Origin of the sequence: Niallia sp. FSL W8-0954 (genome assembly GCF_038005605.1) — a bacterium.
GTDB lineage: Bacteria > Bacillota > Bacilli > Bacillales > Cytobacillaceae > Niallia > Niallia circulans_A.
In genome coordinates, this window is sequence record NZ_JBBOTN010000001.1 from 4385304 (window position 1) to 4400320 (window position 15017).

Sequence of the window (15017 nt, forward strand, 5' to 3'; positions counted from 1 at the left end):
TTTCTTATCTCTTATTCTTCTAATTCCACACCATCCATCGCTTCTTTTAACCATTGTTCATAGTCTGGTTTTACTCGATCAATCGTAGCATTAATTACATCCATTATTTCCTTATCTGTGCCTTTAGGTAAAGCAATCGCAGCACCAGCTGAAGGGTCTTCATAATAAACTTCACTTGCTACAATATCCGGATTCCCCTTAGCAAGTAGGGTAGCAGTAGGAATATCTACTAATACTGCATCAACCTTATTGTTCGCCAAATCTAAGGAAAGTTCTGTAGATTTTCCGAGTAACTTCAAGGTTGCATTCGGTAATTCTGATTCCAAAATACTCTGTTGTACAGATGTTTTTATAGCGCCTATTTTTTTATCAGCTAAGCTTTCAGGAGTTGTATATTTATTCAAGTTGCTTTTTCGAACCATCATAACATTTCGTCCTTTATAATAAACATTGGAAAAGTCAGCATTTTTTTCTCGTTCTTCTGTAGGACTCATTGCTGAAATAATCATATCAACTTTTCCACTCTGCATGGCTACTAATAATCCATCAAAGTCCATGTCCTTAATTTCATAATCTACCTTCAAGTCTTTTGCTACTTCTTCTAATAGCTTAATATCTGATCCAACAATTTTGTCTTCCCCATTTTCAACTAGATGATATTCATAAGGTGGAGTCGCAGCCATTGTACCTACTACAATTTTTCCTTTTTCACGAAGCCCCTCTAACCCTGCTTTAGAGGAAGTCTCTTTTGCCGAACCACATGCTGTTAAGGAAAGGGCTAACAAACTAGATAATCCTACTAATGACAATTTCTCAACTAATTTCCCCATTAAATCTCTCTCCTTTAATTAATATTTTTCTTAGCATTGAACGATTCTTTTAAAAATTTTCACTAAAATATATATAAGTTACATACCAAGTTATTTATGTAACGTTATATAACGTTATAATAATATCGAAAATAAAAACTGTCAATAATTTTTCTGAAAATTTTCAATAAACTTTCAATTGACGAGTTATTTGATCATTTACTATTCAAAAAAGATGTAAATACTATTTTTAAGAGCTACTTTCAAACTTTATAAAATTCAATATCAATATATTCCCTTTTTCACTACATTTTGTTTAGAAGAATACCTAAATAGATACTCTTGAAAGATAGAGAATCGCGTCAACAAACTTTTTATGGTAATGCATCAACATGAAGAAAACGTTTTCATAATTAATATTAACACTGTGGAAATAGAGATACAACTAATAAAAGACGAAATATTTCGAGGGTTTTTGACATGTTTGACGGCATTTGACAAGTAACGACAAGGGCGGCGAAAAAGAGGGACTATTCCCTCTTCACCTCTCATATCCTTCATAAATATGGAGAATGATAAGAGTATTAATATAAGCAAAAAAGGAAAAACCAATAAATAGACTAAAGTATAAAAGAAAGAAAAGGGAATAGACCGATATTCCCAAAGCTATAATAGGAATCCCAGTAACCATTAGGACGGAAATTGTCTTAAAAGGGTGAACTAGCGCTATTTTCCAAGTGTTAATGATTGAATCCTTTACTGAATTTTTAAATCTTGCAACATAAGGAAATATAAAGCTAAACAATATTATATAAGCAAAAGAAAAAAGTCCTAGACTTACTTTAACAAGAAAGACCAAGTTTCCTTTATATTGATTTAGGTAATAGTAATCCATATACAAAATAATGCCGGCTGCTAATAAAATCAACCAGATGATCGTACTCTGTTTAAAGTTTTTGTGAAAGGCAGCGACATACGCTTTAACGATTGATACATCTTCATTTTTAGCCATTTTTATTGTTATCGAATACATAGCTGTTAGTGCAGATCCTATTGTGACAATAGGCAAACAAAAAAGAAGAAATAGAGCATTTAATAGTAATAAATTAACTATTTTTTCTAGAAATCGATAAACGGGTCCGTTCCATTCAAAAATATTGTTCACTGTAAATCCTTCCCTTCCAAAGATTAGAGGTTATCGGTTTCATTAAAACTACAAGAATTAATGAAACCGATAACCTCATTACTTTTTTCTTTTAATCAAATCAATAAGGCTATTCTTTCACTGAACCTACTACAATACCAGTGATAAAGTATTTTTGGAGGATTGGGTAGATTAATAGCAATGGAACACATGAAACAACAATTTTTGCTGCATTAAGATTCTTATTAGATACTTCTCCTGCATTTGCTAGGTCACTTGAAGTTGCTCCAGCTTTTAGCATTTCCTCAATACTGATTGTCAATGACTGGATATATGTCATTAATGGATAATTAGTTACTTTTGTCATATAAATCAATCCTGAGAAAAAGTCGTTCCAGTTTCCGACGATACTAAATAAAGCAACTGTCGCCAAAGCAGGCATCGATATCGGTATATATACTTTAATCAGTACCTGCAATGGGTTGGCACCATCCATAATTGCTGCTTCCTCTAGTGATTTGGGAACGCCGATAAAAAAGTTCATTACAAGAATAATGCTGAAAACCTGAACAGCTCCTGGAAGAACTAGTGCCCAAATCGTATTCAACATATCAAGGTTTTTCACAACCAAATAGGTTGGAATCATTCCACCATTAAACAGCATGGCAAAAATAAGCAGATTCATATAGATTCCTCTACCTCTAAACTCTCTTTTGGTTTTTGAAAGAGGATATGCCATTGTAACAATTAATACCATGTTAATAACCAAGGACAAAATTACCCTCTGAATGGAAATACCAAAGGAACGCCAAAATTGACTATCATCCATAATCATTTTATATGCCTCTAAGGTCGTATTAATTGGTGTTAGACCAACCTTATTACTAGCTACGGCATCGCCTCCGCTAAATGATATCGCTACAATATTCCACAGTGGAAGCAAACAAGTAAGGGCAAGGAAAATAACGATTGCATAAATAGTTAATCTGCCACATTTTGCAGAAAAGCTCTTATTTTCTATCATATGTTCTCCCCTCCTAGAATAATTTGCGATCCGTATATTTTTTTGCTGCATTATTTGCTGATAGAATCAGGATAATTCCAATTACCGATTTAAATAAACCTACTGCAGTACCAAAGCTATATTCTCGCCCTATTAATCCCACTCGGTAGACATAAGTATCCAATATATCACCTGATTCATATACCATTGGGGAATAGAGATTATACACTTGGTCAAATCCAGCATTTAAAACGTTAGGCAAACTTAATACGGCCAACAACAGGATAATTGGCAGCATACCTGGAAGGGTAATGTTCCATATGCGTTTCCACCAATTCGCTCCATCTATGCTTGCTGCCTCATGAAGCCCAGGATCAATAGCAGTTAATGCGGCTAAATAAACAATCGAATTAAAACCAAACTCTTTCCATACGTCTGTCCCTATCAGCAATGGTTGAAATAGTTTATTACTTCCAAGGAAATTCTGCTTATCCATGCCAAAGAAGGCTAGAAGCTGATTGATTGTTCCATCTAAGCTGAACATATTAACAACCACAGATGCTAGTACCACCCATGAAAGAAAGTGTGGTAAGTAAACAATTGTTTGAATAGATTTCTTCAGCAGTTTCAATCTGACTTCATTTATCCATCAAATGTAGCAGCTTCTAACGTTTTGTTATCATACGTACCATAAACTTCTTTTATGAAATCGCTTGCATTTTTATCATATACTTCTGTCAAGTCAGCAATTAGGTCATTTTCCACTAGCTCTTTTAGCTCTTCACGACTATCTACACGCATCATGTCTGGTAACTCACCTGATGCAATTGCAAGTGCTACTTGACGATTGTAGTCCTCACCTTCTGCTTCGAATTGATCCACTATTTTAGCATTTAGTTTCTTTTCTACTAATCTTGTGTACGCATTGTTTTCATAGGTGTCTCCTTCAGGCAATTTAGAATTAGCTGCGGTTACTCGCCCCATTTTAATAATAGTTTTCCCATCTTCTGTCATACTCTCACCGGATGAAGAATTATCCATACATGCAGCTAGTGATAGTGTTAATGAAGTTGCCATCAATCCAAATGCCGCACGCTTACAAAATGTTTTGTATTTCATAAAATGTCCTCCCTCTTTTTATATAAGTTAAACACAAGTTTTTTAAGAAATCTTACATGTTACCAAAATATAGTTAAAGTTTACTGGATTAACAAAGAGATGAATATATTAAATAAACCGTTTTCATGTACTTTTTTCCGGAAATTTTTCTGTTGACCATTAAAAAAAAAGACCATATGTTATAATCAACTAGAATTTTAGTCAGGAGGTATTACGATGTATCGTATATTAATAGCAGATGATGAAAAAGACGAACGTAGCGTTATTCGGTTTCTTCTTGATAAATTTCAATTTCAACTCGATATAGTAGAAGCAGCTAATGGAAAAGATGCCATCCACTTATTAGAGAAAGAATCAATTGATATCTTATTTACAGATGTGAAAATGCCTTTTGTCAATGGCATAGATTTAGCTAAAGTGGCCAAATCTATAAATCCCAATATCCAACTTATCTTTTTTAGCGGCCATGACGATTTCGATTTTGTCAAAAATGCTTTGTCGCTGCGAGCCGTTGACTATATATTAAAACCAGTTAATCCAAATGAATTAAAACAAACGATAGCATCTGTTATCAAAAACATGGAACAACGAAATCAGGAGCTGAAGAAAGAAAAATCGAATATTGCTTTCCTTAAAAACCATCTATTGTATCGATTATTGAATGGCACCTCCATAGATGCATTAAAAAATGAATACCCTTTCATAGATATGGATTATTTATATGCATACAGCCGAATGATACTGATGCAATTTGAAGAACCTTTCTTTGATAAATTGCTCAAAGAAGAGACTTCCCTACTTTTCGCACAAATCAAGCAATGTATGGAAGGATTGTCTTTTGACTATCTTCATCTAAATCCCTATCAATTATTACTTCTAATAAAGAAGCCGATAGAGCATACAGAAATAAGATTAATAGCCAAGAATATTCATCAGCAGATTCACTCTGCTCTTGGGATACATGGTTATTTTTCTATTAGTGAAGAAGTAGAAGCCCCAGAGAAAATTCCTGAACGATTTAAACAAATCGAATATTATTTAGAAGATCGATTTTTCTATAGAGATAACTATCTTTATCCGATTGAATGTGGAAAGTTTGAACAAGAGGAATATTTAGAGCAGGATGAAAATTTGCTGCTATCGATACAGAATGCCATTCAATATGTAGATACATTTAGCTTTCGACTTAGCCTAGATGCCCTTTTTCAAAAATATCAAAGCAAAAAACAAATATCGCATATTTATGTACGTTATTTATTTTCACGACTGCTTCAGATTTTATGTAATGCATTACCGGAGTACAAAGAAACGATATTAAATAAAAAAATATCAGCTATTTATAAATGCACTCATTTTTCAGAAATAGAACAAATAATAGAAGAAGTAAAAAGGAGTGTCTTATCCTTCCTAGAGAAAAAGGAAAAGTCACCTAAACATGTCATTCATATCGTAATGCAATATATCCATGAACATTATGCTGAAGACTTAAGCCTGAATATTCTTGCTGATAAAGTATACTTATCACCGCGTTATTTAAGTGATGTATTTATTCAAGAAACCGGTTCTGGGATCAACAAATATATAAAACAGGTTCGAATGGATGCGGCCAAGAACTTACTAATTCATACAAATATGAAAATCAATGATATTTGCAAGCAAGTAGGATATCAGAATATTTCCTATTTTGTCCGCACTTTCCGCGAAAGTTTTGGTTTAAGCCCTGAAAAATTCAGACAATCAAATGGAAATACGAAAGAGAAGACGAATTAATGAATAAACTATCCCAATGGTTTAAAGATTTAAAATATCGTAGAAAAATATTGGTAATCTGCCTTCTATCCAGTTTGTTGCCTGTTACTGCATTAGGAAGCTATTGCTATTTTCAAATTCAAAAACTATTAATCAATCGAGAAAAGGAAGTTTTAGAAGAAACCTTACATCAGGCTATTCTAAGTCTCGATTATAAAATTAATTCCTATAATGATGCCATGAATCAAATTGTTTGGAATCAAAATATAGAAAGTGGGTTAACCGCTAATTATGACAATAACTTTGATATGTATACGATGTATCGAGATCATCTCAAGCCACTTATCTTCAATGTAAAGAATTCACAAACCGATATCAATCGGATAACAGTTTATAGCAATAACAATACATTATTCCCACATGGGACCTTTCTTCGACCTCTAACAGATGTAGAAAAATTAGAATGGTTTCCGGAAGTTATCAAAAATGCTTCCGCCCATTTACTCGTTTCTTCTGATAAAAACTCTTTTGAAATGGCTAGTAAAATATTTGATTATAATGGAAATAATATAAATATTGTCTACATGGATATCCATTATCAATCTTTCTTTAATCCATTATCCAACCTATTTGAGAATTCCTATGGACTCATTATTCTGGATGAGAAAAAGCAACCTGTTTACAATCATCAAAACTTTAATAAAAATAAACAATCTTATACACTCTCTGTAGACGAGTTATTAAACAAAATCAATAATGGATCACTGAAAAATGAATATGTATTCAAAAGTGCTAAATTTCAATCAAACGAGTGGACAGCTTATTTATTTCGACCATTTGATATCGTATCTCAATCTACTTCACCTATTATGACGTGGGTAATTATCGTTATTATCTTATGTATCTTTACGCTTTATCTTTCTATTTTTTTTCTTTCAAAGGTTGTTGTTCGGCCATTGGAGTTGCTTGCAGCAAATATGAAGCAAATTGAAAAAGGAGACTTAACTGTGACTGTGACCCATTCCTCTCAAGATGAAATTGGTGATGTAATTGGACAGTTTGGAGACATGGTTCACAACCTACAAGAGATGATTAATGAAGTTTATAAAAGTAAAATTGCTCAGCAAGAATATGAAATGAAAGCATTACAGGCACAAATCAATCCACACTTTTTTTATAATAGTCTTTCTCTGATTAATAGTAAGGCTATCCTTGTGGGGCAAGAAGACATTAGCGAGATGGCACAACTCCTTTCTACATTTTATCGTACTACCTTAAACAAAGGGAAAAATATGATTACAGTTAAAGACGAAATAGAAAATACAATTTCTTATATGAAAATACAGCAGATGATGCACAGTAATTCCTTTGATCTTTCAATCATTGTGGACGACCAAATTCTTGGACATACGATGATTAACCTATTACTGCAACCATTAGTAGAAAATGCTATTAATCACGGAATAGATCATAAAGAAGATAGAGAGAGAGGAATAGTAACGATTATTGGAAAACAGGCAGATAATGATCTCCTATTTACTATTTCGGATAACGGCATTGGCATGGAACCAGAAATACTAGAAACCATTCTAACTACCAAAACTACAGGATATGGCGTACAGAATGTTCATCATCGAATTAAGTTGGCTTATGGGGAATCCTATGGTTTATCTTATATTAGCAAGCTAGGAAAAGGGACAACGGTAGAGGTACGAATACCAAAGATTTTATAAATGGCAGAGGACGGTTTTTTATGGAAGATATTGCCCGCACAAGAAACCGTCCATCTGCTTCTCTACTTCACAATCGCTACAAACTTTTCTGCTTCGCGGCTTACTGCTTCGTAATCGCCTGTAGCGGCTCCTTTTGTTAAGCTGGAGCCTGTTCCTATAGCGTAGGCGCCATTTTTGATCCATTCAGCTGCGTTTTCAACGGTAACGCCGCCGCTTGGCATAAAGTTTCCTTGTGGAAGAGGTCCTTTAAAATCTTTCACTATACTTGGTCCAAAGGCTCCACCCGGGAATACTTTGATAACATCTGCGCCCAGTTCTATTGCTGTTAGTGCTTCGGTTGGTGACATCACGCCAGGCATAACGGCGACTCGGTAGCGGTGGCACATCGTAATGACTTCCGGGGACAGATTTGGTCCTACTATAAATTTTGCCCCTGCCAAAATAGCAAGTCTTGCTGTTTCCGGATCTAATACTGTTCCAGCACCAACGATTACATCCTCTCCTGCATATTTATCAGCAAGTTTTTTGATCACATCCAATGCACCAGGAATTGTCATGGTTAACTCTAAAAATTTAATGCCGCCTTGCCGAATTGCTTCACTTACACGGAGCCCTTGTTCTATATTTTGTGCTCGAATTACTGCTACAATCTTTTCCTCTTTCATTTTTGCTAAAACTTCTATTTTATCCATAAAAGATCACCTTTTTCCTTTTATTTAAAATTAGCAAGGATATTTTCAACTGCCATTAAGCTCATTTTATTGACTGCATCCACACTAGAGGCAGCAGCATGTGATCCGATAATCATATTATCCAGCTCCAGCAGTTCCTTCTTTTCTGGTGGTTCCTTTTTGAAAACATCTATTCCTGCTCCCCAAATTTTCTTATTCCGCAGAACATTATAAAGGGCATCTTCATCAATCAGTTCTCCGCGAGCTGTGTTGACCAATACAGCCGTTTCCTTCATCATGCTGAATTCTTTCTCACTAAATAAATTGTTTGTTTCTGGAGTTGCTGGTAGATGAAGAGTTATAAAGTCACTTTCTTTCACAAGGTGTTCCAAATCCACATAAGTCACCTTGTATTCTTTAGCAAACTCATTATCTGGGCAAACATCGTAAGCTAGAATATCCATGTCAAAGCCATGGGCTCTCTTAATAACGCCCTTTCCAATTGCACCGGTCCCAATCACACCAAGTGTTTTTCCGTATATACCAATACTTGTTTTTTTGCTCCAATCCATTACACGGCATGATTGATCGATTTCTACTATTCTTCTCGCAATCGCTAACATTAGAGCGAAAGTAAAATCCGCGACAGAGTCGGCGTTTGCATTTCGAGTAATCGTTACTGGGATATTGTTGGCTTTGCAATAGTCGATGTCAATATTATCTGTTCCAACGCCATATTTTGAAATAACCTTTAACCGTTTCGCCTCTGCTAGGACATCAGCATTCAATGGATCCACGCCAACAATAACTGCATCTACATCCACTATTTCTTTTTTCATTTCTTCTTCCGTCATGATTCTTCCATATGGGTTAGTAACCACTTCAAAGCCATGAGCAGTTAATATTCGGCTAGCCTCTTCACTGTGTTTTCCAAAAGATCTGGGAGTAATGAGTACTTTCGGCATTTGTCTCCCTCCTTTTCTCGTTTCCTAATTTTAGGTATTATACGAATCGTAAATATTGTTCAACTTCCGCTAAATCCCGAAAAATTTTTGGCTTGAGCTTACGAATTATATCTGTTTCCTTCACAAAATCAGGGATAAAAAATGCTGGAATGCCAGCAAGATAGGCCGCTTGAATACCTGCGGGGGAATCTTCCAATACAAGAGCCTCTTTCGGATTCACCTTTAATCGAGTACAGACTTCAAGGAAAATATCAGGGCTTGGCTTTCCATTTGGTACTTCCTCTCCTGAAACATATAAATCAATGAAAGCAAGTGTGTCTGATACAGTTAGAAATCGATGAATTACTTCTCTCGCACTTGATGAAGCTACAGCTATCTTTATGCCCTGAGACTTTAAAAAGGAAAGTAATTCGTCCAATCCTGCTTTTTTAAAATGAGGTTCTCTAATAAACAAATATTCTAATTCATGCTTTTTTAAACGCATGTATGCTCGCCACTCTTGCACAGGTTGATCTGGACCATAATAATCAGCCATTTTTCGAATAATATCTTGATTCGTTATGCCTATCAACTGTTCAAATAGTGTCCTTTCAAAAGAAAAGCCATAATGGGCAGCTGCCATTTGCCACGCTCGATAGGCTAACTTTTCCGTATCAAACATTAAGCCATCCATATCAAAAATAACTAATGATGGAATTCCCAAACTAATTCTCCTTTCAATCAATAAAACGCTTAGGACAAATCATCCTTGGAACAAGTCCACATTGACCACATTGTCCGGTCTCTCTTTTTTAAGTGTTCTTTCTATGTCTGACACTACTTTTTCTCCCATTCCTCGTAAGCATTCCATTGTATAGGCGGAAGTGTGCGGGGTCACCAGAACATTTTCATATTGGAAAAATGGATGGGTTTTATCCACTGGTTCCCCTTCTAAAACATCTGTTGCGAGCCCTGCAATTTTGCCGCTCTCCAATGCCCGCAATACAGCATCCTGCGCCCACAATTCACCACGTGCCGTATTAGTGATATACACCCCTTCTTTCATTAAAGAAAATTCGTGATCAGACAGAAGATGGTAGCTTCCCTCATTAACAAATGCATTTAATGAAATAATATCGGACTGTTTTAATAATTCTTCTAAAGAAACACTTTCCGCACCTTTTTGTTCCAGTTCCTCTTTTGTTTGATAGGGATCATATGCTAATAATCTAGCATTAAAACCATCCTTGAAAATCTCGCCAACTCTACTTCCTATATTCCCTAATCCAATTACACCAACTGTTTTCCCATTGATTTGATGTCCAACAAATTGAGCTCGATCTGCCCAACGGCCTTCTCTTGCTGCTGTTGCTGCTGGATATGTTTTTCTCACTACTGCTAAAAGGTTAGTAACTGCATTTTCCGCCACAGCATCCCTTTCTACTAATGCAGATACAATGGTCACAATCGTCCCTTTTTCTGTTGCAGCTTCTATATCAATGTTGTTATACCCTATCCCATGACGGGAAATAATCAGTGTTTCGTCCTTTTGTTCAAAGAATTCCCTCGTAAAAAAAGGAGTAACGCTGGATATAATGATCGTAAACCCCTGCAATTTTTCTGCGAGCTCTTTTCCCGAAATATTTACAGGGAAAGTAAATCTTTTTATCTCTCCAATGCTTGCAAGACGTTCTATTTGATCAGGGAATCTTTCTCCAAAACTACTTGAATTTACAATTGCAATTTTGTTTGCCATTGCTTTGTTCCTTTCCGCTTAAATTGTGCCTTACTGAACATATGGGGAAGGAATGAAATCACCTTGAGAAAACGGTACTTTCATTCCTTCATATCTATTTTTTAATCGTTTTTAATCCATCTGTTAATGAAACTTTTTTGCTGTCTGGAACCGTTTGGAAAAATATTTCGATTCCTTTGGCATCTAACGACTTTAAATTATCAACATCTGTTTCTGTTAACGCAACGGTGGGGATAACAAATTGTGCCTCTCCCTTTTTTGAAACGCCTCCTATATTGAGCCTAGTAACAGGTAACCCCTGTTCCACAACTTCTTTCACACTAGCAATATATTTAAAAAGTAGGACAACATTATCTTTTCCAAACTGATCGCTATTCCATTTTTCAACTACTTCTTGATTGCTGTATACCTGAATCTTCAATCCAGAAGAAGAGTTTGTATTTATATAAATATCTTTCATAAATTCATCAGATGCTGTTTCGTTGTCAATAACATAAAGGGCATTAGTCCCCAAACCTTTTGACCATTTTGTCATTACTTGTCCATGAATTAAGCGATCATCTACTCTTACTAAATTGATTTTCCCCATGCTGGCCTCCCTTTTCACATTAAATATTTATTTCTTTAAGAAATTCCGATTCAAATGATGAATTCCACTTGTACCTGTTCCCTGCACTGTTTGTATTAAATTATTGGCATCTTCTTCTGTTTGGTAGAAAGTTAATAATTCAATTAACATCGGCATATTGATTCCCGTTAATATGTGTAAGTCATACTTGCTTAATAACGATAAAGATACATTAGAAGGGCTGCCGCCCAATAAATCTACAAGTAAAATGGTTTCCAAGCCGTTTTTCTCATTCTCTTGCACTATTTTACTTGCATCCTCTCGCAAATCATCTACTGATTCACCTGGGCGCAGTGCTAAAGCTCGTAAATTTCGCTGAGGTCCCATAATCATTTCTGCACTTTTAATGAGCTCGATGCCGAATTCCCCATGTGTAATCACCAAAATTGCTCGATTTTCCATACACCTGCTCCTTTACTTTGGGATAATCTAATCAATTTTTTCCTTACCTATATAATCACTTCTCAAAAATAATAGATTTATAAAACTTTGATTGCACCGAGTACAATTAATGTACCAGTTAGCCATAATAATCCTTTGGTGATATTAAAACCTTTTTTATCAAAGTATAAGTAAACACCTAATACGGTTAATAAAGGTAATAACCCTGGTAAAATCGAGTCTAAAATATCCTGCAGTACAAATTGTTTTTCTGATAGAGTAAAGGATAGTGAGCTGCTTACTTTTACATAGGACCCTGCCAAGATGCCCATCATAAACAATCCAAGAACAGATAATGCATCAATCATCGTTTTAATACGGCTGCCGGCTAAAATTTCTTTGGCCGCATTACGTCCCAACCCGTAGCCCATTCTGACAAAATAATAGCCATAAAGAAATGTTACGAGCGTGAAACCAAGGAACGGAAATAATGCTCCAAGAGGACTGCCTGCCATCGCCCATGGCAAGGCGATTGCTATAAAAATATATTGGACAGTACCGGAGTCAATAGCATCTCCAATCCCTGCTAGAGCACCCATCAATCCTACTTTTGTATTGTTGATCATGTCTGGACTCGGCGCTTCTTCCTCTTTTCCTTCAGCAAGTGCTTTCGCGCGTGACTCCTCAAGGGATGCTGTAATACCAGTCAATGTACCTCCGCCCCAAATGGCTTGCGTGTTAAAAAATAATAAGTGCCTTTGGTACGCCTCGCTTAAATCTTTTTTATCTTTATATAATTTTTTCAGAATTGGCGTCATTCCAAATAAAAAGGAAGGAGCCACCATTCTATCAAAGGTATGCGGGATTTCATTTGCCCACCACCATCTTGCCCAAGCCTTAAGCAAATCTTTTTTTGTGATTGGCTCAGGGTAATTCTCTGGACTTTGTTTCTTTTCTTCTGCGCTCATCAATCAACCCACCTTTTTAAGTTCTTAAGCTGCTTCCTTCCCTCTCGTGAATAATACATACAGACCAGCAAGAATAGCACCGAAAATCGCATACGTTACCGTATTAATCTGTAAGTCTTTTAATGCAACACTCATGAAGTATGCTAGAAAAAAGAATAAAAGCAGTTCCTTTTTACCGATAACATGCATAATAACGGCAATACCCAGAGCAGCAAGACCGCCGCCAACTACTTCAAGCACGTGGATAATTGGACCATCGCTAATTGAATTAACAAAATCAGCAACAACCGGAGCTCCATAGTAAAGAGCAATAAACACTAATGGAACATAAAGAATGAAACTTATGACAATCGGGATAATGATGACAGATGTAAATATTCCTCTGTCATTTACATCTGCTGCATATTTATCTAACACTCGCAATGCAAACGTATTCAAAAAGAAGCGGAATTGATAAGCGTAACTACCAAGTATTCCAACTGGAACTGCGATAGCCACTGCTTTTTCCGGTGTAAAATCCCCTAATACAGCTACTGTTACAGCAATAGCTGCCGCGATAGCAGGCTCACTTGGCAATGCACCTCCTGGCGCAACTGCGCCCATATAAACTAATTGAATTGCCGCTGTAATAATCATTGCTTCTGTTATATGTCCTGTTACAATTCCCACAACTAACCCTGTCATTAACGGGCTAAAGCGCAATGTTAAAGTTGCATAGCCTATCCCTCGGGACATAACGATTGCAACCCAAATGGCGATTATTAGTGCTTGACCAATGGATAGTGTTGCCATTTGTCTTATCACTCCCTTATATTTTAAAAATGTTCATAATTGCACAAACTACTACAACACTAGCCTCCTTCCGCAGAAAAATATGAAATAATTATATAAAATATAAAATTACTTCCTAATCACACGGTGGCCGCCAAATTCATTACGGAGAGCAGCGACCACTTTCGCAGAAAAACTATCCTCTTCCAAAGATCGGTTTCTCATCATTAGGGACAAAGCAATAATGGGAACAGGAACTTCTAAATCTAATGCTGTTTCAACTGTCCACTTCGCCTCACCTGATGATGCTACCATTCCACGAATATTTTCGAGTCTAGCATCTTTTTGGAAGGAGGATTCCATTAATTCCATAAGCCAGCTCCGAATGACAGAACCATTATTCCAGACAGCAGCGACTTTAGCTAAATCAAAATCATACTGACTTTGATTCAACACTTGAAATCCCTCACCAATTGCTTGCATAAAGCCATATTCAATTCCGTTATGAACCATTTTTAAGAAATGACCGCTGCCAGATTCTCCTGCATATAAGTAACCATCTTGAGTAGAAACACTTTTAAATATTGGTTCTATTCGTTCAAAAATCTCCTGTCTGCCTCCGATCATTAAACAGGCTCCCTGATTGGCACCTAAAATTCCTCCTGATGTACCTACATCTAAGAAGTGAATGCCCTTTTCCTCAGCTACTGCAGCACGGCGGATGGAGTCTTTATAATTTGCATTTCCACCATCAATGACAATATCATCCGCTTTCATTTTTCCGAGCAGCTTTTCTATCACGATTTCACTTGGTTTTCCTGCTGGTACCATCACCCATACCACTCTTGGAGATTGCATATTTATAAGCATTTGATCTATACTTTCCACAATATGTATCCCATTTTCATTCGCTCTATTTCTAGCATCACTAGATTTGTCAAAACCATAGACAGAATGATGATTGTTTGCTAAGTTTAACGCAAGGTTATATCCCATTTTTCCTAAACCAATCATTCCAATTTGCATCAAACCACTCCTTGTTTACAAACAGCTTATTCTTTGCTAATGCTTGTGACTTTGAAAAAGTATTGCCATTATTGTTTATTCTTTCATGCAGATAATATTAAGCATGAATCTACTTTTTTTCGTGTACAATTGCTAGGTTAATAGATAAATGGGCATAGCTATCCCTTCACTAATTTGCTACGCTCATCGAGCATCCTAGAAAATGATGTACCAAATAAATGCAACTTATTTATATGTCAGAAAGCTCTTACAACTTTCTGGTCCATTCTAAAAACTTAGTAACTACCGGAAACTTACTACTATTTTTTTCACAAA

The 15017-nt window shown here is 35.9% G+C and carries 15 protein-coding genes and 1 pseudogene; 2 read left to right on the plus strand and 14 right to left on the minus strand.

The window, feature by feature from the left end:
- Window positions 1-11 precede the first annotated feature (11 nt).
- The 5 genes and pseudogenes from NX902_RS21400 to NX902_RS21420 all read right to left on the minus strand — a co-directional run bounded on the left by NX902_RS21400 (window position 12) and on the right by NX902_RS21420 (window position 4075).
- Entirely contained in the window at window positions 12-830 is an 819-nt protein-coding gene (locus NX902_RS21400; protein ID WP_095329699.1) for a transporter substrate-binding domain-containing protein, read from the minus strand.
- Between the two features lie 520 nt (window positions 831-1350).
- Window positions 1351-1974 carry a YesL family protein gene (locus NX902_RS21405; protein WP_164464071.1) on the minus strand — a complete coding sequence of 208 codons (624 nt, stop codon included), beginning with the start codon at window positions 1972-1974 and terminating at the stop codon, window positions 1351-1353.
- Between the two features lie 109 nt (window positions 1975-2083).
- Window positions 2084-2977, minus strand: coding sequence for a carbohydrate ABC transporter permease (locus NX902_RS21410; RefSeq protein ID WP_047942069.1), 894 nt, complete (start codon window positions 2975-2977; stop codon window positions 2084-2086).
- Window positions 2978-2990: 13 nt separating this feature from the next.
- Window positions 2991-3602 (minus strand): annotated as a pseudogene (locus NX902_RS21415) (ABC transporter permease subunit); the annotation flags it as partial.
- Window positions 3599-4075: a hypothetical protein gene (locus NX902_RS21420; RefSeq protein ID WP_341160983.1), complete on the minus strand. Its 477-nt coding sequence runs from the start codon at window positions 4073-4075 to the stop codon at window positions 3599-3601. The gene NX902_RS21420 and the pseudogene NX902_RS21415, both read right to left, overlap by 4 nt.
- Window positions 4076-4291: 216 nt before the next feature.
- Between NX902_RS21420 and NX902_RS21425 the strand changes: the two genes are divergently transcribed.
- Window positions 4292-5845, plus strand: a complete 1554-nt coding sequence (locus NX902_RS21425) for a response regulator transcription factor (protein WP_341160984.1) — start codon at window positions 4292-4294, stop codon at window positions 5843-5845.
- Window positions 5845-7557: a sensor histidine kinase gene (locus tag NX902_RS21430; RefSeq protein ID WP_341160985.1), complete on the plus strand. Its 1713-nt coding sequence runs from the start codon at window positions 5845-5847 to the stop codon at window positions 7555-7557. The genes NX902_RS21425 and NX902_RS21430 overlap by 1 nt, the downstream gene beginning before the upstream one ends.
- A gap of 62 nt (window positions 7558-7619) precedes the next feature.
- Here NX902_RS21430 and NX902_RS21435 read toward each other — a convergent pair whose 3' ends face one another.
- From NX902_RS21435 to gnd, 9 genes are all read right to left on the minus strand, one after another.
- Window positions 7620-8249 (minus strand): bifunctional 2-keto-4-hydroxyglutarate aldolase/2-keto-3-deoxy-6-phosphogluconate aldolase, encoded by a 630-nt coding sequence (locus tag NX902_RS21435; RefSeq protein ID WP_123260463.1) that lies wholly within the window; start codon window positions 8247-8249, stop codon window positions 7620-7622.
- A gap of 20 nt (window positions 8250-8269) precedes the next feature.
- Window positions 8270-9193: a phosphoglycerate dehydrogenase gene (locus NX902_RS21440; RefSeq protein WP_095329693.1), complete on the minus strand. Its 924-nt coding sequence runs from the start codon at window positions 9191-9193 to the stop codon at window positions 8270-8272.
- Window positions 9194-9230: 37 nt separating this feature from the next.
- Window positions 9231-9896 (minus strand): HAD family hydrolase, encoded by a 666-nt coding sequence (locus NX902_RS21445; RefSeq protein WP_095329692.1) that lies wholly within the window; start codon window positions 9894-9896, stop codon window positions 9231-9233.
- Window positions 9897-9935: 39 nt separating this feature from the next.
- Window positions 9936-10928, minus strand: coding sequence for a D-isomer specific 2-hydroxyacid dehydrogenase family protein (locus NX902_RS21450; protein WP_172859204.1), 993 nt, complete (start codon window positions 10926-10928; stop codon window positions 9936-9938).
- 94 nt (window positions 10929-11022) lie between these two features.
- Window positions 11023-11517: a PTS system mannose/fructose/N-acetylgalactosamine-transporter subunit IIB gene (locus NX902_RS21455; RefSeq protein ID WP_123260461.1), complete on the minus strand. Its 495-nt coding sequence runs from the start codon at window positions 11515-11517 to the stop codon at window positions 11023-11025.
- A gap of 27 nt (window positions 11518-11544) precedes the next feature.
- On the minus strand, window positions 11545-11958 hold the full coding sequence (locus NX902_RS21460; RefSeq protein ID WP_095329689.1) for a PTS sugar transporter subunit IIA: 414 nt from the start codon (window positions 11956-11958) through the stop codon (window positions 11545-11547).
- A 77-nt stretch (window positions 11959-12035) separates the two neighbouring features.
- The gene (locus NX902_RS21465; protein ID WP_047942055.1) at window positions 12036-12905 is read right to left on the minus strand and encodes a PTS system mannose/fructose/sorbose family transporter subunit IID; all 870 of its coding nucleotides are present in this window, start codon (window positions 12903-12905) and stop codon (window positions 12036-12038) included.
- A gap of 24 nt (window positions 12906-12929) precedes the next feature.
- The gene (locus NX902_RS21470) at window positions 12930-13697 is read right to left on the minus strand and encodes a PTS sugar transporter subunit IIC (RefSeq protein ID WP_047942054.1); all 768 of its coding nucleotides are present in this window, start codon (window positions 13695-13697) and stop codon (window positions 12930-12932) included.
- A gap of 108 nt (window positions 13698-13805) precedes the next feature.
- Window positions 13806-14702 carry a phosphogluconate dehydrogenase (NAD(+)-dependent, decarboxylating) gene (gnd, locus tag NX902_RS21475; protein WP_095329688.1) on the minus strand — a complete coding sequence of 299 codons (897 nt, stop codon included), beginning with the start codon at window positions 14700-14702 and terminating at the stop codon, window positions 13806-13808.
- Window positions 14703-15017 lie beyond the last annotated feature (315 nt).

What these genes read in the sequence shown, in the direction of transcription:
- NX902_RS21400 (WP_095329699.1), bottom strand. Translation starts at nt 830, where the DNA reads ATGGGGAAATTAGTTGAGAAATTGTCATTAGTAGGATTATCTAGTTTG.
- NX902_RS21410 (WP_047942069.1), bottom strand. Translation starts at nt 2,977, where the DNA reads ATGATAGAAAATAAGAGCTTTTCTGCAAAATGTGGCAGATTAACTATT.
- NX902_RS21420 (WP_341160983.1), bottom strand. Translation starts at nt 4,075, where the DNA reads ATGAAATACAAAACATTTTGTAAGCGTGCGGCATTTGGATTGATGGCA.
- NX902_RS21425 (WP_341160984.1), top strand. Translation starts at nt 4,292, where the DNA reads ATGTATCGTATATTAATAGCAGATGATGAAAAAGACGAACGTAGCGTT.
- NX902_RS21430 (WP_341160985.1), top strand. Translation starts at nt 5,845, where the DNA reads ATGAATAAACTATCCCAATGGTTTAAAGATTTAAAATATCGTAGAAAA.
- NX902_RS21435 (WP_123260463.1), bottom strand. Translation starts at nt 8,249, where the DNA reads ATGGATAAAATAGAAGTTTTAGCAAAAATGAAAGAGGAAAAGATTGTA.
- NX902_RS21440 (WP_095329693.1), bottom strand. Translation starts at nt 9,193, where the DNA reads ATGCCGAAAGTACTCATTACTCCCAGATCTTTTGGAAAACACAGTGAA.
- NX902_RS21450 (WP_172859204.1), bottom strand. Translation starts at nt 10,928, where the DNA reads ATGGCAAACAAAATTGCAATTGTAAATTCAAGTAGTTTTGGAGAAAGA.
- NX902_RS21455 (WP_123260461.1), bottom strand. Translation starts at nt 11,517, where the DNA reads ATGGGGAAAATCAATTTAGTAAGAGTAGATGATCGCTTAATTCATGGA.
- NX902_RS21460 (WP_095329689.1), bottom strand. Translation starts at nt 11,958, where the DNA reads ATGGAAAATCGAGCAATTTTGGTGATTACACATGGGGAATTCGGCATC.
- NX902_RS21465 (WP_047942055.1), bottom strand. Translation starts at nt 12,905, where the DNA reads ATGAGCGCAGAAGAAAAGAAACAAAGTCCAGAGAATTACCCTGAGCCA.
- NX902_RS21470 (WP_047942054.1), bottom strand. Translation starts at nt 13,697, where the DNA reads ATGGCAACACTATCCATTGGTCAAGCACTAATAATCGCCATTTGGGTT.
- gnd (WP_095329688.1), bottom strand. Translation starts at nt 14,702, where the DNA reads ATGCAAATTGGAATGATTGGTTTAGGAAAAATGGGATATAACCTTGCG.